This is a genomic window from Microbispora sp. CSR-4 (assembly GCF_008033685.1).
Taxonomy (GTDB): Bacteria; Actinomycetota; Actinomycetes; order Streptosporangiales; family Streptosporangiaceae; genus Microbispora.
This window is the reverse complement of sequence record NZ_VJVX01000036.1, coordinates 18,466-37,786: the sequence shown is the minus strand read 5'-3', so window position 1 is coordinate 37,786 and position 19,321 is coordinate 18,466. Positions and strand designations below refer to the sequence as shown.

Genomic DNA, 19,321 nt, shown 5'->3' with positions numbered 1-19,321 from the left:
GGCCTCAGGGCTGGCCGCCGTCCACCGACAGGATCGCGCCGGTCGTGTAGCTCGACGCGTCGGAGGCCAGATAGAGGGCCGTGCCGACGATCTCGTCGGGGTGCCCGCCGCGCTTGAGGGCGAAGCGCTGTGCCCGCGCCTCGAAGGCGGCCATGTCCCAGTGCTTGCTGACCTCGGTGAAGAACGTGCCCGCCATGATCGCGTTGCAGCGCACCTTGGGGCCGAAGGCGTGCGCGAAACCCACGGTCAGCGCGTTGAGGCCGGCCTTCGCCGCGGCGTAGGGCAGCACATCCGGGCGGGGGCGGCCGGCCGCCGCGCTGCTGATGTTGATGATCGAGCCGCCCTCGCCGCCTGCCATCCGGCTGCCCACCAGCGCCGTCAGCCGGAACGCGCCCTTCAGGTTCACGTCGATCACCTTGTCGAACAGCGCCTCGGTGACGTCGGTGACGTCGTCGTAGACCGGCGACATCCCGGCGTTATTGACCAGCACGTCCACGTGGCCGAACTCCCGGTACACCGCGTCGACCAGCCCGTCGAGCTCGTCCCAGTGGCCCACGTGCACCGCGTACGGCAGGGCGCGCCTGCCGGTGCTCCTGGCGATCTCCTCGGCGTACTCGGCGCAGCTCGCGCCGTCCCGGCTGGCGATCACCACGTCGGCGCCCGCGGCGGCGAAGCCGCCGGCCATCGCACGGCCCAGCCCTCTGCTGCCGCCCGTGACGAGGGCGACCTTGCCGGACAGGTCGAAAGAAGGACTCTGGGGTGCCATGCGCGGCTCCTTCTACACGGGAGGGTCGGTGTTTCAGCCTAACCTAATCATTGCTATGGTTCGCATAGATAAGCAAGACGAGCCGAGCGGGTGATCCGATGAACGCGCAAGACGCCGGTCCCTTCGAACTCCCGTCCCGCTACCGGGACCTGCAGGAAGAGGCCCGGCGGCTCGCGGCCGGGCTGGCCCACCGGGCCGCGGTCGCGGACGAGGCCGACCACATCGACCCCGTGATGCGGGAGGCGCTCGCGGCCAGCGGGCTGGCCGGCACCGTGGTGGCCAAGGAGTTCGGCGGCCGGTTCGACAAGGTCGACTCGCTCGCGGTGACCGTGGTCCGCGAGGCCCTCGCCGGGGTGAGCGCCCACCTCGACTCGCTCTACGCCATGCAGGGCATCGGCAGCTACGCGTTGTGGGCCGGCGGCGGCGACGCGGTGCGCCGCCGCTGGCTGCCCGCGGTCGCGGCGTGCGAGGCGATCGGCGCCCTGGCCCTGACCGAGCCCCAGGTCGGCTCCGACCTCAAGGCGATCACCACCACGATCACCGCGACCGGCGACGAGATCGTGGTCGACGGGCACAAGTCCTTCATCACCAACGCCGGCGACGCGACCTTCTACCTCGTGCTCGGCCGCGAGGGCGACGGCTACTCGATGGTGCTCGTCCCGGCCGGCGCCCCGGGCGTCTCCGTCGCCCATCCGCACCAGATCATCGCCCCGCACGTGCTCGGCGACGTGATCTTCGACCACGTACGGGTCCCGGCCGGCCACCGGATCGGCGAGCCGGGCAAAGCGTTCACGCTTGCGCTCGCGACACTGGCCACATTTCGCGTCTCGGTCGCCGGCGCCGCGATCGGCCTCGCCCAGGCGGCGCTCGACGAGGCGGTGCGGCACACCACGGGACGCGACCAGTTCGGGGTGCCGCTCGCCCGGCTCGGCCCGGTGCCGAACCTGCTCGCCATGTCCTGGGTCGAGATCGAGATGGCGCGGTCGTTGACCTACCGCGCCGCCGCGGCCGCCGCCCGCGACCCGCTGGCCAACCTGCACCTGTCGTCCATGGCGAAGGTGGGCGCGACGGAGGTCGCCGGCCGGGTGGTCGACCGCGCCGTGCAGGTCATGGGCCGGTTCGGCCTGGTCCGCGGCAGCCTGATCGAGCGGCTCTACCGCGAGGCCAGGCCGATGCGGATCTACGAGGGCGCGACCGAGGTCGTCCTCGACTCGCTCGCCAAGCAGCTGGTCAAGCCCCACCTGCGGAAGGACACGCAATGATCATCGATGCCCACTGCCACGTGTGGCCGGACCACATCGCGGCGAAGGTGCTCGCCGGGCGGCCGGCCGGGCTGGATCCGGTGCACGACGGGACCCTCGACGGCCTGCGGCGCACCATGGACGCCGCCGGCATCGACATGGCGATGTGCCTCGGCGTGGCCAACCTGGCGCGTACCGTCGACCGTACGAACGAGTTCATCGGGTCGGTCGACCGGTCGCGGTTCATTCCATTCGGCACAGTGCACCCGGGCCTGAGCATCGAGGAGAACCTGGCGTCGCTCAAGCGCCACGGCATCCGCGGCGTCAAACTGCACCCGCTGTTCCAGGAGCTCTCGCTGGGCGACCCGGCCGTCGTGGAGCTGCTGCACGCGCTGGCCGAGGAGGGGATCGTCGTCATCACCCACGCGGGCGCGGGCGGCGACGAGGCGTCCAACGAGCGCGGCCACCCCCGTCACCTGCGCGCGCTCACGGACGGCGTCCCGAACCTGACGCTCATCGCCTGCCACTACGGCGGCTACCACCGGCTCGACACGGCCGAGGAGCTGGTCGTCGGCTCCCGCGTCGTCCTGGAGACCTCCTGGCCGCCGCGGCTGGCCGACCTCGACCCGGACCGGCTGCGGCGCATCGTCGCCGCGCACGGCGCGGACCGCATGGTGTTCGGCTCCGACTGGCCGATGGCCGACCCGGCGGCCGAGATCGCGGCGGTCCGCGCGCTCGGGCTCACCCGGCAGGAGGAGGACGCGATCCTCGGCGGCACGCTCGCCAGGCTGCTCGGCATCGTGGAAGCGGACTGAGATGGACCTGGTCATCGTCGGCGCGTCCCTCGCCGGTGTGCGGACCGCCCAGGCGCTGCGCCGCAAGGGCTTCGACGGGCGGATCACGCTGGTCGGCGCCGAGCCGCACCTGCCGTACGACCGGCCCCCGCTGTCGAAGGACTTCCTGCTCGGCAAGACCGACAGCGCGGCGCTCACCCTGCTCACCGCCGAGCAGGCGGAGGATCTCGGCCTCGAGCTGCGCCTCGGCGAGCCCGCGACCGCGCTCGACCGCGCCGCCAGGCGCGTGCGGCTGAGGAGCGGCGACGCGGTGCCGTACGACATCCTCGTCGCCGCGACCGGCTCGACGCCGCGCACGCCGCCGGTCGAGCTGCCCGGCGTCCACGTGCTGCGCACGATCGACGACGCGGTGGCCGTACGCGACGCGCTGGCGGGCGGGCCGCGGGTCGCGGTCGTCGGCGGCGGCTTCATCGGTGCGGAGGTGGCGTGCGCCGCCCGCGCCCTCGGACTGGAGACGACCCTCGTCGACTCCGCGCCCACCCTGATGACGCGCGGCCTGGGCCCGGTGCTGGGCGAGGCGATGGCGGCCAGGCACCGCGCGCTCGGCGTGGCGCTGCGGATGGGCCGCACCGTGCGCGAGGCGCGCGGGTCGTCTCGGGTGGAGGAGCTCGTCCTCGACGACGGCTCGGTCGTGGCGGCGGACCTGGTCGTCGCGGGCATCGGCGCCGAGCCCGCGGTCGGCTGGCTGGACGGCGCCGGGCTCGACCTGACCGACGGCGTCGGCTGTGACGCCCTGCTGCGCGCGACCGGGGCGGAGGACGTCTACGCCGTCGGCGACGTGGCGAGCTGGCGGTCCACGCGGTACGGCGGTCCCGTGCGCGTCGAGCACTGGACCGCCGCGGGCGAGCAGGCGATGGCGGTGGCCGCCACCATCACGGGCACGCCGACTGCCTTCGACTCGCTGCCGTACGTCTGGTCCGACCAGGCGGGCGCCCGGCTGCAGATCTTCGGCCGCGTCATGCCGGGCGACGAGGTCGTCTTCGTTCTCGGCGGTCCGGAGGAGGAACGCTTCGCGGCGATCACCGGTGGCGCGGGGCGGCTGCACGCGGTGGTGGCGTTCGGCGCGCTCGCCGAGGCGATGCGCTACCGCACGCTTCTCCTGCGGGGGGCCGAATGGGTGCCCGGCCTGGGCGTTCCCCGGGCGTAGCCCGTCGTTTCCCGTCGTTTCCCGAGCTTCTCACCGACAGGGATCAGCACATGTCTGTCCACCTCGAACAACTCGAACGTGTCGTCATCCGGATCGCGGGCGACTCCGGCGACGGCATGCAGCTGACGGGCGACCGTTTCACGCACGAGACCGCGCGTTTCGGCAACGACCTGTCCACCCTGCCCAACTTCCCCGCCGAGATCCGCGCGCCCGCCGGGACGCTGCACGGCGTCAGCTCCTTCCAGCTCCACTTCGCCGACCACGACATCCTGACGCCGGGCGACCGCCCCGACGTGCTGGTCGCGATGAACCCCGCCGCGCTGAAGGCGAACCTCGGCGACCTGCCGAGGGGTGCCACGGTCATCGTGGACACCCACGACTTCACCTCGCGCGCCCTGGCCCGGGTGGGCTGGACCTCCGACCCGCTCACGGACGGCACGCTCGACGCCTTCACCGTGCACGCCGTCGACCTGACGCAGCTCACCCTCGACGCACTGGCCGGCACCGACCTCACCCGCAAGGACGCGGCGCGCGCGAAGAACATGTACGCCCTGGGCCTGCTGAGCTGGATGTACTCCCGGCCTGTCGAGGGCACGATCCGCTTCCTGCGCCAGAAGTTCGCCAAAACGCCGCGGATCGCCGAGGCCAACGTGCGCGCCTTCAAAGCCGGCTGGAACTACGGGGAGACCACGGAGGCGTTGGTCGCCCACCAGGTCAAGCCGGCGCCGCTCCCGCCGGGGGAGTACCGCAACATCACCGGCAACCTCGCCCTGGCGTACGGGCTCGTCGCCGGGGCGCGGCGGGCGGGGCTGCCGCTGTTCCTCGGCTCCTATCCGATCACCCCCGCCTCCGACATCCTGCACGAGCTGAGCAAGCACAAGCGGTTCGGCGTCACGACCTTCCAGGCCGAGGACGAGATCGCCGGAGTGGGGGCGGCGCTGGGGGCCTCCTTCGGAGGTGCGCTCGGCGTCACCACGACCTCCGGGCCGGGCGTCGCGCTCAAGTCGGAGACCATCGGCCTGGCGGTCAGCCTCGAACTGCCGCTGGTGGTCGTGGACGTGCAGCGCGGCGGCCCCTCGACGGGCCTGCCGACCAAGACCGAGCAGGCCGACCTGCTGCAGGCCATGTTCGGCCGTAACGGCGAGGCGCCGGTGCCGGTGGTGGCAGCGTGCTCACCCGCCGACTGCTTCGACGCGGCCGTGGAGGCGATCCGTATCGCGACCGCGTACCGGACCCCGGTCTTCCTGCTGTCGGACGGCTACCTCGCCAATGGCTCGGAGCCGTGGCGGTTCCCGGCCCTGGAGCAGCTTCCCGACCTCACCGTGGAGTTCCCGACCGCGCCCAACGGGCCGGACGGAACGTTCCTGCCCTACCTGCGCGACGAGACGACGCTGGCCCGGCCGTGGGCGGTCCCCGGCACGCCAGGGCTGGAGCATCGGGTGGGCGGCATCGAGAAGGCCGACGGCACCGGCCACATCTCCTACGACCCGGACAACCACGAGCGCATGGTGCGCCTCCGCGACGCGAAGGTGCGCGGGGTCGCCGTCCCCGATGTGGAGGTCGACGACCCCGGCGCGGACGCCAGAGTGCTGGTCCTGGGCTGGGGGAGCACCTTCGGATCGATCGGCGCGGCGGTCCGGCGGGTCCGGCGGGCGGGTCACGCCGTCGCCCGGGCGCACCTGCGGCACATCAACCCCTTCCCGGCCAACCTCGGGCAGATCCTCGCCCGATACGACAAGGTCGTCGTTCCCGAGATGAACCTCGGCCAGCTCGCTCTGTTGCTGCGGGCCAGGTTCGTGGTCGACGTCGTCTCCGTGACCCAGGTCAGGGGAATGCCCTTCCGCGCCGCGGACCTGGCCCAGACCCTGCAAGGAGTGATCGAGGATGACTGACACCGTCGCGGAGCGGGCGGCCGGATCCGTCCCGGCCCTTCCGTACGTGCCGCTGAAGGCCAAGGACTTCAAGACCGACCAGGAGGTGCGCTGGTGCCCCGGCTGCGGTGACTACGCCATCCTCGCGGCCGTCCAGGGCTTCCTGCCCGAGCTCGGCGTCCCCCGGGAGAACATCGTGTTCATCTCGGGCATCGGGTGCTCCTCCCGGTTTCCGTACTACATGAACACCTACGGCATGCACTCCATCCACGGGCGGGCGCCGGCGATCGCCACCGGCCTGTCCACCTCGCGCCCGGATCTGGCGGTATTCGTGGTCACCGGGGACGGCGACGCCCTGTCCATCGGCGGCAACCACCTCATCCACGCCCTGCGCCGGAACGTCAACCTCACGATCCTGCTGTTCAACAACCGCATCTACGGGCTCACCAAGGGGCAGTACAGCCCGACGAGCGAGCGGGGGAAGATCACCAAGTCCTCGCCGTACGGCTCGCTGGACAACCCGTTCAACCCGGTCTCGCTGGCCCTGGGAGCGGAGGCGACCTTCGTCGCGCGGACCCTCGACTCCGACCGCAAGCACCTGACGTCGGTGCTGCGCGCGGCGGCCGAGCACGAGGGCGCGTCGCTGGTCGAGATCTACCAGAACTGCAACATCTTCAACGACGGCGCCTTCGACCTGCTCAAGTCGCCCGAGAGCGCCCGGGAGTGGATCGTCCCCCTCGTGCACGGCGAGGAGATCCGCTTCGGCGCCGGCGGTGACAAGGCCGTCGTACGCGACCCCGGCACCGGCACGCTCATGGTGGCGGAGGGGGTGGAGCCCGGCGACCCCCGGGTAGTCGTGCACGACGCGCACGCCGCGGACTCCAGCTACGCCTACGCGCTGTCGCGGCTGCCGGAACGGGACCCGCGGCTGACCCCGATGGGCGTCTTCCGCTCCGTGGAGCGGCCGAGCTATGACCGCCTGCTGCGGGAGCAGATGGAGGCGGCGAGGAACGAGGCCCCCGGCGACGACGCCGCGCTCAACGCGCTCATCCGCGGCGGGGACAGCTGGACGCTGTGAGCCGGCTCCGCTTTTCCTGCGCATCAACTCGCTGTTGACAGACTGTGAACTCTGGACAACGTCCGTGAGATCCCTCTAACGTTCCTGATGGTAATCATAAGCATGATTACCATCATGAGCTTCAGGAGGAAAGATGGGCGGACCCAGGCGCGCCTCGTTGCGGCGGGGCGTTCCGGCGGCACTGGCGGTCGCCGGCGTGCTCATCCTGGCGGCGTGCGGCGGTGGCGGCACGGCGGACGACGGCGCCGCGGCGAACGGCGGCGCGGCGGCGAACGGCGGGCTGCCGTCCGAGATAACGGTCATGGCGATCAAGGACGAGACCGGGGCGGTCGCCTTCACCGGCCTGTCCACGCTGAAGGGCATCGACCTCGCCGTCGAGCAGATCAACAACGAGAGGTTCCTGGGCGACACGAAGCTGGTCGTGGAGAACCGCGACCCGGCGGGCAAGGCGCAGACCGCCGCCAGCATGGTCACGGCGGCGATCCAGGACCAGAAGTACGCCGCGATCCTCGGGCCGGTGGCGAGCGACCAGGCCGCGGCCGCCTCGCCGATCGCCGAGCGCGGAAAGATGCCGATCATCTACACGCAATCGGGCAGCGAAGGCGTCGTCATCGGTGAGTACACCTTCCGGGCCACTCCGCCGATGACGAGCTACTACCCGGTGATCGGCGACTACATCAAGTCCAAGAACATCAGGTCTCTCGGCGTCGTCTACAACACGTCGCTGCCCACGCTCAAGGAGGTCGCTGAGAAGGTGCTGCCTTCGATCGGTGAGCAGGTCGGATACAAGGTCACCGCGAGCGTGGCCGTGCAGATGACGACCCAGGACTTCTCCGCGCCCATCTCCCAGGTGCTGAAGACCAAGCCGGACGCGGTCGCGTTGCTGCTGGTCGGCGGGCAGAACCCGACGGGGATGCGGCAGCTGCGGCAGGCCGGGTTCGAGGGGCCGGTCCTCGGCAACACGGCCGCCGGTGCGGGGAACCTCAAGCCGGCCGGCGAGGACGGCGCCGGGATGGCCTGGCCGACGGACTTCCACCCGGACCAGCCGGGCGAGTCGTCGCGGAAGTTCGTCGAGCTCTACAAGGCGAAGTACGGCGAGGAGCCGCTGAACTACGCGGCCGAGGGCTACGACTCGGTCTGGTGGCTGGCCAGGGCCGTCAAGGAGGCGGGCGGCGCGTCGCGCGACGCCATCAAGAAGGGTCTCGACGCGGTGGCCGCCCAGGGCTTCGACGGAGCTATGGGCAAGATCGCGTTCGAGGGCCGGGACATGCGCCTCACCGGAACGGTGGTCGAGTGGAACGGCACGGAGGAGGTGCTCGCCGGCTCGGCCTCCTGACCGGGAGCGGGCGGCGGACTCCGCCCGGCTCGCCGCCCGCCCCCTCCGGCACCGCGCGGGTGACCCATCTGGAATCCGGTCTTCCGCGAACCCTGGACACGACCTGCCAGAACACATACCCTACCGCCTAATAATCATAATCATAAACATAGAACGGCCCTGGAGGTCCGGGTGAATCGAGAAGGGATCGCGTTGACACGCAGGAGAGGGCTCGCTCTTCTGGGGGACACCACGCTCGCCGGCCTGGACGCCGTGGCCGTCGAGGGCTTCGAGGGCGCTCGGCACGCTGACCTTCGAGAACCGCGGCCTGCGGCCTCCCGGCGTGCCGGTCCAGTGGGACGCCGCCGGGGAAACCCTGCTCCCCTCCAAGGCCTGAGAGGCGCACGTGCGACGCTGCGACAGCGCGAAACGGGGTGAATCCCCGTGCTCCAAGATCTGATCAACGCCCTGTCACTCGGGTCGATCTATCTGCTCTTCGCACTCGGGATGAGCCTCGTCTGGGGCACCATCGGCATCCTCAACTTCGCCCACGGCGCGATCTTCATGTTCGCCGCCTTCGCGTCCTACGTCATCGTCGAGCAGGTGCGGCTCCCCATGCTCGCGTTGATCGTGATCGGCGCCCTGGTGGGCGCGGCGCTCTCGGTGGCGGTCCAGGTGCTGGCCTTCCAGCCGATCCTGCAGCGCGCCAAGGACCTGCGCAGCGGGGAGATGCAGATCCTCATCGGCGGCATCGGCGTCGCCGCGATCCCGCTGGCCGTCGCCGAGGAGGAGACCGGCAGCAACCCCTTCGGCTTCTCCGCGTCCAGCTACGCGACGAAGACCTACGTCCTGCTGGGCTTCCGGATCACCAACACCCAGATCCTGGTGGTCGCCGCGGCCTTGCTCATCGCGGTCGCCGTGATCGCCTGGCTGCGCATGTCGCGGTCCGGCCTGGCGCTGCGGTCGCTCGGCGTCGACCCGGAGACGGCCTCGCTGATGGGCGTCAACCGGCGGGTGCTCGGACTGGGCAGCATGGCCGTCGCCGGAGCCCTGGCCGGGTTCTCCGGGGTGATGCTCACCTACCATCTCGGCGCGATCACGCCGGACAGCGGCGACACCTTGCTGATCAAGGCGTTCGCCGCGGTGATCCTCGGCGGCGTCGGCAGCATGGCGGGGGTCGTCGTCGGGTCCTACGTGCTGGCCCTCGCCGAGACGATCGTGCTGACCCAGACCTCCGGCCTGTGGGTGGACGCGGTCTCGTTCGGCGTGATCCTCGCCGTCCTCCTGTTCAAGAGCGAGGGGCTCTTCGGCCGCAAAGAGGTGCGCCGGACATGACGGCCTGGTACGACAGCAACATCATCCTGATCCAGTCCACGTTCGTCGGACTGCTCACCGCCCTGAGCCTGCAGGTGCCCATCCGCTTCGGCGTCTTCTCCTTCGCGGGGGTCGGCTGTTACGGCGTCGGCGCGTACACCACGGCGATCATCGTCATCCGCCTCGGCTGGCCGGCACCGCTCGCCATGGGCGCGGGCATGCTGCTGGCCGCGGTGACGGGCTATCTGCTCGCGCTGGTCCTCAGCCGGCTCGGCGGCCTCTACCTCGGCATGGCCACCATCGCGTTCGACCTGATCGTCACGGTGGTCGTGGCCAACGGAGGCGAGCTGACCGGCGGCCCCAGCGGCCTGTTCGGCGCGATCTCGGACGTGGGCACCGTGCACGTGGCGCTGACCTCGCTGGTCGTCGTCGTGCTGCTCGCGCTCAGCGAGCGCGGCCGGTTCGGCCGCCGGGTGGAGGCGGTGCGCGAGGACCCCGAGCTCGCCGCCGCGATGGGCGTGGAGGTCCGCTACTACCGGCAGCTCGCCTTCGTGATCAGTGCGCTGCTCGGCGCCTGCGCCGGCGGGTTCAACGTGCTGCTGCGCACCACCATCGCCCCCACCGACATCGGCTTCTCCTTGGTGACCCTCGCCCTCACGATGATCATCGTGGGCGGGTCGCGCTCCTGGGCCGGGGCGTTCATCGGTGCGGTGATCTTCACCTGGCTGCCCAGCGTGCTGGAGTTCTCCGGCCAGTTCCAGAAGGTGATCTACGGCGTGATCGTGGCGCTCGCGGCCATCTGGGTGCCGGGCGGTCTGATCGGTGTCGTCACCGACGCCTACCGTTCCTGGCAGCGTTCCCGCAGGGCGGCCGGACCGGGGGACGCCGGACCGGATGACGGGGACCGCAGGACGGCGTCCCCGCGAGCGGAGGGGACGCCCGCATGACAGGCGAGCCGATGACGGGGAATCGGGCGAGTGGCGCCCCGCTGCTCCAGGTGAGGGACGCCGCCGTCCACTTCGGGGGAGTGAAGGCCGTGGACGGCCTGTCCATCGAGCTCACCGAGGGCAAGATCTTCGGGATTCTGGGCCCCAACGGCTCCGGCAAGAGCACCCTGCTGGCGGCGATCACCCGGTTCGTGGAGCTGACGGCCGGCGCGCTCCTCCTGGACGGGGAGGAATACCACACCCTCCCGGCCGCACGGGTCGCGCGGCGCGGCGTCGCCCGAACGTTCCAGACCGTACGGCTGCTGCCCGGCCTGACCGTCGAGGAGAACATCCGGCTCGGCGCCGACCGGGCCGGCGGGCGGGGCGGCGCGGACGGCGTGCGCGAGGCCATCGAGCGCACGGGGCTGAACGGCCTGGAGCGGCACCGGCCCGGCGAGCTCTCGTACGGCGTGCAGCGGCGGGTGGAGATCGCCCGCGCGATCGTCGCCCGGCCGAGGCTGCTGCTGCTCGACGAGCCCACGGCCGGCATGAACCAGTCGGAGCGGCAGGAGGTCTCGGCCCTGATGCGCGAGCTGCAGAAGGAGGGCCTGACACAGCTGATCGTCGAGCACGACGTCCAGATGATGGTCGACACCTGCGACCACCTGTTCGCGATGAACTTCGGCAAGCTGATCGCGCAGGGTGATCCGGCGGGCGTCGTACGGGAGCCGGCGGTGCGCGAGGCGTACCTGGGAAAGCGGTGGAGCCAGCATGTTTGAGATCCGGGACCTGCACGTCAGCTACGGCAAGGTCACCGCGGTGCGCGGCATGACGCTGTCGGCGGAGCCGGGCAAGGTCACCTTGGTCCTCGGCGCCAACGGAGCGGGCAAGACGACCACGCTGCGGTCGGCCGCCGGCCTGCACAAGCCCGACTCGGGCTCCGTCGTCCTGGACGGGGAGACGATCACGGGCCTGCCGGCACACAAGATCGTCAAGCGCGGGCTGGTCCTGGTGCCCGAGGGCCGCCGCGTCTTCGCCCCGTTGACCGTCATGGAGAACCTCCGGATGGGCGGCTACACCACGGCCCGCGGGGAGACCGGCGCCATCCTGGACCGCGTCTTCGAGATGTTCCCGGTGCTCAAGGAGCGCCAGGACGGGGCCGCCGGGCTCCTGTCCGGCGGCGAGCAGCAGATGCTCGCCTTCGGCCGGGCCCTCATGGCCAAGCCGAAGATCATGATGCTGGACGAGCCGTCGATGGGCCTGGCCCCGACCATGGTCGACACGGTGCTCGGCAGCATCCGCGCCATGGCCGACTCGGGCATCGGGGTGCTGATGGTCGAGCAGAACGCCGAAGCCGGCCTGGAGGTCGCCGATGACGTCGCCGTCGTCGCCCGCGGCGAGGTCGTCTTCAGCGGCACGGCCAAGGACGCCCGCTCCAATTCATCGGTCCTGCGCGCCTTCCTCGGCGAGGCGGCGCTGGTCTCGGAGAGCTGATCCGGTACGGCGAGGGCGAGGGCATGCCCCGGCCTCGCCGTACCGTGACCGAACTGGAAGGAGCGCACACGCGTATGGGCCGGGTGGGCATCGACGACATAGAAGACCTGCGGTCACTGCGGCTCGACGCCGACGGCCGGCATGAGCTGCTGACCGCGCAGAGCGAGTGCACCTTCGTCTTCACCGCCGCGGAGGGCTGGCCCGCCGGGGTCGTCATGAGCTTCCTGTACGAGGAGGGCCGTTTCTGGCTGACCGCGGTGCGGGGACGCGCGCACGCCGAGGCGATCGGCAGAGACCCGCGGGTGACGCTCGTCGTCTCCAACTCGGGGACCACGCTCCCCGGCCGCCGCATGCTGGCCGTACGCGGCATCGCCCTGCGGCGGGACGACGAGGAGACCAAGCGGCGGATGCTGCCGCGCCTGGCGGCGAAGCTGGCGCCCGGCGATCCCGCCGCGATGGTCCGGCTGCTGGACAGTCCCAACCGGGTGATCTTCGAGGTGCATCCGGTGAAGATCGCCGTCAGCCATGACTCGCGCAAGATGCCGGGCGACGGCCGCGGCGGTTCGGGCTCCGCCGGACGGGCCGATTCCAAGGAGTGATCGGACAGTGGAGAACCAGACCGTGACGACGGACGGCGGCGGATTCCGCGCCGTGGCGGACCCCGACCTGTCGGCCCGTGTGGCGCAGTTGCTGTACGCCTACGCTCGGGCGGTGGACGAGGGCGACGTGGACGCGCTCGGCGAGCTGATCGCCGACGATGTGGCGATCACGCGCGTCGACGGCACGCACACCGGCAGGGAGCCCTTTCTCGACGTCTACCGGGCCTTCCGCGACTCGCCGACGCTGGGCAGCAAGCACATGATCACCAACGTGCGGGCCTATCCGGAGGACGGCGGCCTGGTCCGTGCCGAGGCGTACTTCCAGGCGGTGATGTTCGACCCGGACGGCACCCGCTTCGTGATCGGCCGATACTCCGACTCGCTGCGCGAGGTGGGCGGTGAGCTGCGGTTCGCGCACAAGCGGATCATGGTCGAGCGGGTGGCCGCCGTCGGCGGGACCCGGGAGTGGACCGGGGTCGCCCCCGCCTGAGCCACGGGACGTATGCCCCGCCGGCGGACGCGGAAGCCGCTCCACCGGCGGTGGCGGGCCGGGGGGCGCGCTGTCAGGCGCCGCGTGAGGCGCGGGCGGCGGCGCGGCCCGCGCGGTAGCCGAAGACCAGGGCGGGCCCGAGGGTGCCGCCCGCGCCGCCGTAGACCATGCCGGTGACGCCCGCCGTCGCGTTGCCCGCGGCGAACAGGCCGGGGATCACGGCGCCGTCGACGCCGAGCCGCCGAGCGCGTTGTAGTTGGCGGCCTCGTTGGCGAAGCGGCGGCCGGTGCGGTTGACCATGATGGACCGCGGCAGCGTCCGCTCGCGCAGCACGAGGCTGACCGCCTGCTCGCCGTAGTTCCGCTGGCCCGGAAGCTCGACGACGGGCACCCACCACGCCTCGCGCATGTTGCCGAGCATCGCGCCGGCCTTCATCGCCATCCGCAGCCCGTCGCCGGTGTTGGCGGGCACGCCTGCGGGTGTGTCGATCGGGCCGCGCAGGAAGTCGCGGACCAGGTCACGCGGTCCCATTCGAAGCCGCCGGTGGCGAGGATGACCGCCCGGTCCGCGCCGACCTCGAACTCGCCGTCCCCGCCCTCGAACCGTACGCCGGTCACCGCGCCGTCGCTGATCACCAGCTCGCGGCCGCGGCGTACGGGTTCACGGGGATCCAGGCGACGCCGCTCGACAGGCAGGTGGTGCCGCCGATCAACCGGCTCTTTTCGTACAAACCGACCGAGGCGCCGGACTCGGCGGCGGCGAGCGCGGCGATGAGCCTCGCCGCGCCGGTGCCGAGCACGATCACATCGAAAACGCGTGTTCAGCCGCGCGCCCCCTCCACCGCCGGCGATCGGAGGGAGGCGACGCCGGGGTCCGGTGAGCCGGAGCGTCCGTGTGGGAGGTGTGGAGGGCGGCGGGAGGCCGCGCGCCGATGGCTGCTTCCACGTGCATCTCTTCTCTCGGGAGGACCCCTAACTATGGTAATGATTACTTTGGTTATGGGAAGAGGAGAGAGGCCGGCGCGATGGAGAGCAGCCGGAGCCGTGAGTCGTCGTGACCGGTGCGGCGCGGGGCATCGGCCGGGCGATCGCCGCGCGATTCGCCGAGGAGGGGCATCCCGTGGTCGGGGTCGACCTCGACGGCGTCACGCTGCCCTTGGACGGCGGCTGGCCGGCCAGGGGGCTGCCCGCCCCCGCGGAGTACGCCTGAAAGCTCGGTGGGTGCCGTTACGCGCTGCCGGGCTCCCGCCCGGCGCGCACTGCTCTCCTTCGCTCTATCCTTCGAGCGGCGTGTTCGCAAACTATAATAATGATTATATAAGATGGGAGTGGGGGTAAGGAGGCGGGAAACGATGGGAAGTGGCAATGGCGCCTCGCCGCACGCCGGGGCTGTCGAGGAGAACGCCGGGGGCGGGATCGCGCCCGCTTGTGATCTGGCCGCCCATGCGGGCGGGGTGGACGAACAATGCCTCGCGGCCGTGGCGTGGCCCGCGTCGCCGCACGCGCCGACCGTCCTGGTCCCGCTCGGATCGACGGGGCGGTCCGGCACGTGCCTGCCGCCGCAGACCGACACGGTGATCTCGACGGCGGGGGCACGGGCCACGGCCGCCCGCCTGCGCCGGGTGTGCCCGGAGGAATCCGTGGTCGTGGCGCCCGCCATCGCGTACGGTGCGGGGGACGACCACCTCGGCGCGCGTCCCGGCTCCGACGGGGACGCTCGCGCGAACTTCCCGGGCGTCATGTCCATCGGGACCGACACGCTCCAGCTTCTGCTGGTGGAGCTGATCCGGTCGCTGTCACGCTGGGCCGGGCGAACCGTGATCATCAATGGCTGCGACGGCAACCTGGACGCGGTCGCAGCCGCGGTCGTGCAGTCGCGGCACGAAGGGCGCGACGCGGCCTGGGTGCCCTGTCCGGCCGAGAACGGCGACCTGCCCGCCGGTCACGTCACGACCTCGCTCATGCTGCACCTCGCCCCCGGCCTGGTGAGCCCGGTCGAGGCCCGGCCGATGTCCCGGCGCTCGTCCGGAGACGTCGCCGTCCTCGGTAACCACGCGACGGCCACCGCCGAGGACGGCCGCCGGTTGCTCGGTCGGATCGCCGGCGACCTGGCGGCCCGCATCCGGAGCGGGCGCGTGTGCCACACCGGACGTCTGCTGGAGGCGGACGGCGACGCGGCCCCCGCGCCTCACCGGCCGGGCGTCCGCCCGCATGTCACGCGGAAGTAACACCCGCGCAAGCCTGGACATCGGCCCGGCGCAAACCTATCTTGGGAAAACCAATTCATGCTTATCATTTGCATACTTGGAGCGACCGATGTCACTTCGGCTCAGATGGGCTCGCGGCGCGGGCATCACGATGATCGCCGGACTGTCGCTGGTGGCGGCCGCCTGCGGAAGCGGCGGCGAGAACACGGCGGCTGAGTCGGCGGGGGAGGGAAAGCTGCCGGCCGAGATCAAGCTCGTCGGCGTCCGCGACACCACCGGGCCGGTCGCCTACGCCGGTCTGGGCGCGGTGAAGGGCACGCAGCTCGCGGTGGAGGAGATCAACAACAGCAACTTCCTCGGCGAAGGCGTGAAGATCACGGTCACCGAGAAGGACAGCGCCAACAGCATCGAGACGGCGTCCAGCGAGGTCACCAGCGCGATCGCCGACAGCGGCGTCGCGGCCATTCTCGGGCCCGCCGCGGGCCAGCAGGCGGCGGCGGTGGCCCCGGTCGCCGAGCGCAGCAGGACGCCGATCGTGTTCACCCAGGCCGGCTCCGACGGCGTCGTGATCGGCAAGTACACCTTCCGTGCCACGTCCCCGATGGACACCTACTACCACCTCGCCACCGAATATCTGGCGGCCAAGGGCCTGAAGAATGTCACCGTCCTCTACAACGCCACGTTCCCGACCTTCGCCCAGCTCGCGGAGAAGACGATGCCGGACCTCGCGGGCAAGAGCGGCCTCACCGTCGTCTCCAGCACCGCCGTACAGGCCACGACGCAGGACTTCACCTCGCCGACGCGGCTGATCGCGGAGAAGAAGCCGGATGCGGCGCTGTTCTTCCTCACCGCCCCGCAGTCGGTGACCGCGCTGAAGCAGCTGCGGCAGGCAGGATACGACGGCCTGGTCCTCGGCACCTCGGTGCAGGGCGGCGGCAACCTCAAGAGCGCGGGGGAGTACGGCAAGGGGGTCGTCTACCCGACCGACTTCTCGCCCGCGCAGAGCCAGGGCAAGGCGGCGGAGTTCATCAAGAACTTCCAGGCCAAGTTCAACGCGCTCCCCGACCAGTACGCGGCCGAGGGATACGACGCGGCGTGGTGGCTCGCCCGGGCCATCAAGGCGTCCGGATCGGCCACCCGTGACGGGATCCAGCAGGGCTTGGCCAAGGTCGCCGCGGAGGGCTTCGAGGGCGCCATGGGACGGCTCGGCTTCGACGGCAACGACATGCGCGTCCCCGGCGTACTCGTCGAATGGGATGGCGAGGCCGAGAAGGTCGTGACCACCACTCCGTGATCGGCGAGTTCGGCCACCGATGCTCCTGGCCGGCAGCCCATGCGCGCCGGCCATGAGCACAGTGGACCGGCGTCCGGAAGAAAGGAAGGTGCCGTGCTGCAGGACGTGTTCAACGCGGTCGTGCTCGGCTCCATCTACTTGCTGTTCGCGCTGGGAATGGCGCTCGCCTGGGGCACCATCGGCGTCCTCAACTTCGCGCACGGCGCGACGTTCATGTTCTCGGCCTTCGCCGCGCATCTCGTGGCGGACCGCGTCGCCCTGCCGGCGCCGCTGATCGTCGTGCTCGCCGCGGCCGTCGGCGCGCTCATCTCCTGCCTGGTGCAGGCGCTGGTCTTCCAGTCGATCCTCGGGCGAGCGCGCAATCCCCGGGCCGCGGAGATGCAGATCCTGATCGCGGGCATCGGCGTGGCGGTCATCCCCCTGGCGATCGCCCAGCGCCTCACCAACGGCGCGCCGTTCGGATTCGGCTCGGCGGCCGAGCAGGCGCAGGTCTACCAGGTCGGCGGGCTGCGCCTGACCACGATGGCGCTGGTCGTCATCGTCGTCGGGCTCGGGCTGGGCATCGGGCTGGCCTGGTGGCTCAAGGCGTCCAAGCGCGGGCTCGCCCTGCGCTCCATCGGCGTGGACCCCGAGACGGCCTCCCTCATGGGCGCGAACCGCACCTCTCTCGCCCTGGGCACGATGGCCGTGGCGGGGGCGCTGGCCGGTCTGGCCGGGGCGCTGCTGACCTACCAGCTCGGTGCGATCTCCGCGGAGACCGGCGACGTTCTGCTGATCAAGGCGTTCGCCGCCATCGTGCTCGGCGGGCTCGGCAGCCAGGCCGGTGTCATCGCGGGCGCGTACTTCATCGCCATCGCGGAGACGTTCGTGATCGTCAACAACTGGGGCACCTGGGCGGACGCGGTCTCCTTCGGACTGATCTTCCTCATGCTGCTGGTCCGGCCGCAGGGGCTGTTCGGCCGCCGGGAGGTGCGGCGCACATGAGCGACTGGTACATGGCCAACATTGTGCTCGTCCAGAGCACGATGACCACCTTCCTGCTGGCTCTGAGCATCCAGCTTCCGCTGCGGGTCGGGGTCTTCTCCTTCGCCGGTGTCGGCTGCTACGGCATCGGCGGCTACGCGGCCGCCATCTGCATGACCCGGCTGGAGATGCCGACCTGGCCGTCGATCGCGGTGGGAACGCTCCTCGCCGGCGTGGCCGGCTGCCTGCTCGGGCTGCTGATCCAGCGACTGAACGGGCTGTATCTGGGCATGGCGACCATCGCCTTCACCCTCATCATCGCCATCCTGGCGGTGAACGGCGGGAGCCTCACCGGCGGGGCGGCCGGCCTGTTCGGCGCGCTCGGCGATCTCACCACGGGGAGCATCCTCGCCGTCACCCTGGTGGTCGTCGTGGTCTTCGCCCTCTCGGAGACGGGCGGCCTGGGGCGGCGGATCGACGCGGTGCGCGAGGACCCCGAGCTCGCCGCGGCGATGGGCGTCGACGTGTCCCGCTACCGCCGGATGTCCTTCCTGGTGAGCGGGCTGGTGGGCGGCCTGTCCGGCGCGCTCACGATCCTGCTGCGCTCCAGCATCACCCCGGCGGAGGTCAACTTCCAGCTCGTCGTCCTCGCGCTGACCGTGATCGTCGTCGGCGGGTTCCGATCCTGGGCCGGTGCCCTCATCGGCGCGGTGATCTTCGTGTGGCTGCCGAAGGCGCTGGACTTCGTGGGGGAGTGGGAGACCGTCGTCTACGGCGTCGTCGTGGTCCTGGCCGCCCTCTATCTGCCGGGCGGCGTGCTCGGCCTCGCCACCGGCCTCTTTCGCAGGCTGCGCAGCGGGCGCCGCGGCGGTGCGGCCGACGGTGAGCAGGGCGCGGGCGGGCCGGGCGCGGGCCCCGGCGCCGTAACAGGTCGTGAGTTCGACGAACTCGCCGTACCCGGGGAGGGCCGCTGACATGACCGCCGTCCACGCGACGACGAAACCGGAGGTCCCGGTCCTCGAGGTCCGCGACCTGGCCGTGCACTTCGGAGGGGTCAAGGCGGTCGACGGGCTGTCGTTCTCGCTCACCGCCGGCAAAATCTTCGGGGTGCTCGGCCCGAACGGATCGGGCAAGAGCACGATGCTCGCCGCCGTCACGCGGCTGGTCCGGCTGACCCGCGGCGAGCTGCTGTTCGGCGGCGAGCCGTACCATCACGAGCCGCCCAGGGCGATGGCCGGGCGCGGCATCGCGCGCACCTTCCAGACCGTACGGCTCCTGGAGGACCGCACCGTGCGGGAGAACGTGCTGCTCGCCACGGACGACCACCTCATCAGGGGCCGCGCCGCCCGCCGGGCCGTCGCGGAACGGGTCGACCAGGCCATCGAGCGCATCGGGCTCACGAAGGTGCAGAGCCTGCGCCCCACCGAGCTCTCGTACGGCATGCAGAGGCGGGTGGAGATCGCCCGGGCGATCGCGATGAACCCCCGCCTGCTGCTCCTCGACGAGCCCACGGCGGGCATGAACCGGCAGGAGCGCGAGGACATCTCGGCATTGATGCGCGGGCTCCAGGCCGAGGGGCTGACCCAGCTCATCATCGAGCACGACGTTCAGATGATGGTGGACACCTGCGATCATCTTTTCGCGATGACCACGGGCAAGCTGATCGCGGAAGGCGAGCCGCGGGCCGTGGTCCGCCACCCGGCGGTGCAGGAGGCGTACCTCGGCAGCCGGCACGGCCGCGGGCACGCGCAGGCGTGAGAAGA

At 71.3% G+C, this 19,321-nt stretch carries 22 protein-coding genes; 18 read left to right on the top strand and 4 right to left on the bottom strand.

Annotated features, from left to right (window positions below; translation table 11 throughout):
- Positions 1-4 precede the first annotated feature (4 nt).
- Positions 5-766: an SDR family NAD(P)-dependent oxidoreductase gene (locus FLV34_RS24610; protein ID WP_147944179.1), complete on the bottom strand. Its 762-nt coding sequence runs from the start codon at positions 764-766 to the stop codon at positions 5-7.
- A gap of 98 nt (positions 767-864) precedes the next feature.
- On the opposite strand from FLV34_RS24610, the gene FLV34_RS24605 reads away from it, so the two are divergent.
- From FLV34_RS24605 to FLV34_RS24550, 12 genes are all read left to right on the top strand, one after another.
- Positions 865-2,028 carry an acyl-CoA dehydrogenase family protein gene (locus FLV34_RS24605; protein ID WP_147944178.1) on the top strand — a complete coding sequence of 388 codons (1,164 nt, stop codon included), beginning with the start codon at positions 865-867 and terminating at the stop codon, positions 2,026-2,028.
- Positions 2,025-2,822 carry an amidohydrolase family protein gene (locus FLV34_RS24600; protein ID WP_147944177.1) on the top strand — a complete coding sequence of 266 codons (798 nt, stop codon included), beginning with the start codon at positions 2,025-2,027 and terminating at the stop codon, positions 2,820-2,822. The genes FLV34_RS24605 and FLV34_RS24600 overlap by 4 nt, the downstream gene beginning before the upstream one ends.
- A 1-nt stretch (position 2,823) precedes the next feature.
- The gene (locus FLV34_RS24595) at positions 2,824-4,008 is read left to right on the top strand and encodes an NAD(P)/FAD-dependent oxidoreductase (RefSeq protein ID WP_147944176.1); all 1,185 of its coding nucleotides are present in this window, start codon (positions 2,824-2,826) and stop codon (positions 4,006-4,008) included.
- A gap of 50 nt (positions 4,009-4,058) precedes the next feature.
- Positions 4,059-5,900, top strand: coding sequence for a 2-oxoacid:acceptor oxidoreductase subunit alpha (locus FLV34_RS24590; protein WP_147944175.1), 1,842 nt, complete (start codon positions 4,059-4,061; stop codon positions 5,898-5,900).
- The gene (locus FLV34_RS24585) at positions 5,893-6,957 is read left to right on the top strand and encodes a 2-oxoacid:ferredoxin oxidoreductase subunit beta (RefSeq protein ID WP_147944174.1); all 1,065 of its coding nucleotides are present in this window, start codon (positions 5,893-5,895) and stop codon (positions 6,955-6,957) included. Before FLV34_RS24590 ends, FLV34_RS24585 begins: the two co-directional genes overlap by 8 nt.
- 133 nt (positions 6,958-7,090) lie before the next feature.
- Positions 7,091-8,293: an ABC transporter substrate-binding protein gene (locus FLV34_RS24580; protein ID WP_147944173.1), complete on the top strand. Its 1,203-nt coding sequence runs from the start codon at positions 7,091-7,093 to the stop codon at positions 8,291-8,293.
- A 423-nt stretch (positions 8,294-8,716) separates the two neighbouring features.
- Positions 8,717-9,607, top strand: coding sequence for a branched-chain amino acid ABC transporter permease (locus tag FLV34_RS24575; protein ID WP_147944172.1), 891 nt, complete (start codon positions 8,717-8,719; stop codon positions 9,605-9,607).
- Positions 9,604-10,533 (top strand): branched-chain amino acid ABC transporter permease, encoded by a 930-nt coding sequence (locus tag FLV34_RS24570; RefSeq protein WP_147944171.1) that lies wholly within the window; start codon positions 9,604-9,606, stop codon positions 10,531-10,533. The genes FLV34_RS24575 and FLV34_RS24570 overlap by 4 nt, the downstream gene beginning before the upstream one ends.
- 11 nt (positions 10,534-10,544) lie before the next feature.
- Positions 10,545-11,291 carry an ABC transporter ATP-binding protein gene (locus tag FLV34_RS24565; protein ID WP_147944170.1) on the top strand — a complete coding sequence of 249 codons (747 nt, stop codon included), beginning with the start codon at positions 10,545-10,547 and terminating at the stop codon, positions 11,289-11,291.
- Entirely contained in the window at positions 11,284-12,006 is a 723-nt protein-coding gene (locus tag FLV34_RS24560; protein ID WP_147944169.1) for an ABC transporter ATP-binding protein, read from the top strand. Before FLV34_RS24565 ends, FLV34_RS24560 begins: the two co-directional genes overlap by 8 nt.
- Before the next feature lie 74 nt (positions 12,007-12,080).
- Positions 12,081-12,605 (top strand): pyridoxamine 5'-phosphate oxidase family protein, encoded by a 525-nt coding sequence (locus FLV34_RS24555; protein WP_147944214.1) that lies wholly within the window; start codon positions 12,081-12,083, stop codon positions 12,603-12,605.
- 7 nt (positions 12,606-12,612) lie between these two features.
- Positions 12,613-13,095, top strand: a complete 483-nt coding sequence (locus tag FLV34_RS24550) for a nuclear transport factor 2 family protein (protein ID WP_222709610.1) — start codon at positions 12,613-12,615, stop codon at positions 13,093-13,095.
- Positions 13,096-13,168: 73 nt separating this feature from the next.
- On the opposite strand, the gene FLV34_RS41755 is transcribed toward FLV34_RS24550, so the two are convergent.
- The 3 genes from FLV34_RS41755 to FLV34_RS40685 form a co-directional block, all read right to left on the bottom strand.
- Positions 13,169-13,315 (bottom strand): hypothetical protein, encoded by a 147-nt coding sequence (locus FLV34_RS41755; protein WP_222709609.1) that lies wholly within the window; start codon positions 13,313-13,315, stop codon positions 13,169-13,171.
- Positions 13,312-13,626, bottom strand: a complete 315-nt coding sequence (locus tag FLV34_RS41750) for an FAD-binding protein (RefSeq protein ID WP_222709608.1) — start codon at positions 13,624-13,626, stop codon at positions 13,312-13,314. The genes FLV34_RS41755 and FLV34_RS41750 overlap by 4 nt, the downstream gene beginning before the upstream one ends.
- 100 nt (positions 13,627-13,726) lie before the next feature.
- Positions 13,727-13,894 carry an FAD-binding protein gene (locus FLV34_RS40685; RefSeq protein ID WP_187280718.1) on the bottom strand — a complete coding sequence of 56 codons (168 nt, stop codon included), beginning with the start codon at positions 13,892-13,894 and terminating at the stop codon, positions 13,727-13,729.
- 254 nt (positions 13,895-14,148) lie between these two features.
- Here FLV34_RS40685 and FLV34_RS41745 point away from each other — a divergent pair, with 254 nt between their 5' ends.
- The 6 genes from FLV34_RS41745 to FLV34_RS24515 all read left to right on the top strand — a co-directional run bounded on the left by FLV34_RS41745 (position 14,149) and on the right by FLV34_RS24515 (position 19,316).
- Complete coding sequence (locus tag FLV34_RS41745; protein WP_222709607.1) at positions 14,149-14,304, top strand: hypothetical protein; 156 nt, start codon at positions 14,149-14,151, stop codon at positions 14,302-14,304.
- A gap of 142 nt (positions 14,305-14,446) precedes the next feature.
- Complete coding sequence (locus tag FLV34_RS24535; RefSeq protein ID WP_187280717.1) at positions 14,447-15,322, top strand: creatininase family protein; 876 nt, start codon at positions 14,447-14,449, stop codon at positions 15,320-15,322.
- A gap of 88 nt (positions 15,323-15,410) precedes the next feature.
- Positions 15,411-16,595, top strand: a complete 1,185-nt coding sequence (locus FLV34_RS24530; protein WP_147944166.1) for an ABC transporter substrate-binding protein — start codon at positions 15,411-15,413, stop codon at positions 16,593-16,595.
- A gap of 93 nt (positions 16,596-16,688) precedes the next feature.
- Positions 16,689-17,579, top strand: a complete 891-nt coding sequence (locus FLV34_RS24525) for a branched-chain amino acid ABC transporter permease (protein WP_147944165.1) — start codon at positions 16,689-16,691, stop codon at positions 17,577-17,579.
- Positions 17,576-18,532: a branched-chain amino acid ABC transporter permease gene (locus tag FLV34_RS24520; protein WP_147944164.1), complete on the top strand. Its 957-nt coding sequence runs from the start codon at positions 17,576-17,578 to the stop codon at positions 18,530-18,532. The genes FLV34_RS24525 and FLV34_RS24520 overlap by 4 nt, the downstream gene beginning before the upstream one ends.
- Position 18,533: 1 nt before the next feature.
- Entirely contained in the window at positions 18,534-19,316 is a 783-nt protein-coding gene (locus FLV34_RS24515) for an ABC transporter ATP-binding protein (RefSeq protein ID WP_147944163.1), read from the top strand.
- The last annotated feature ends 5 nt before the right edge of the window (positions 19,317-19,321 follow it).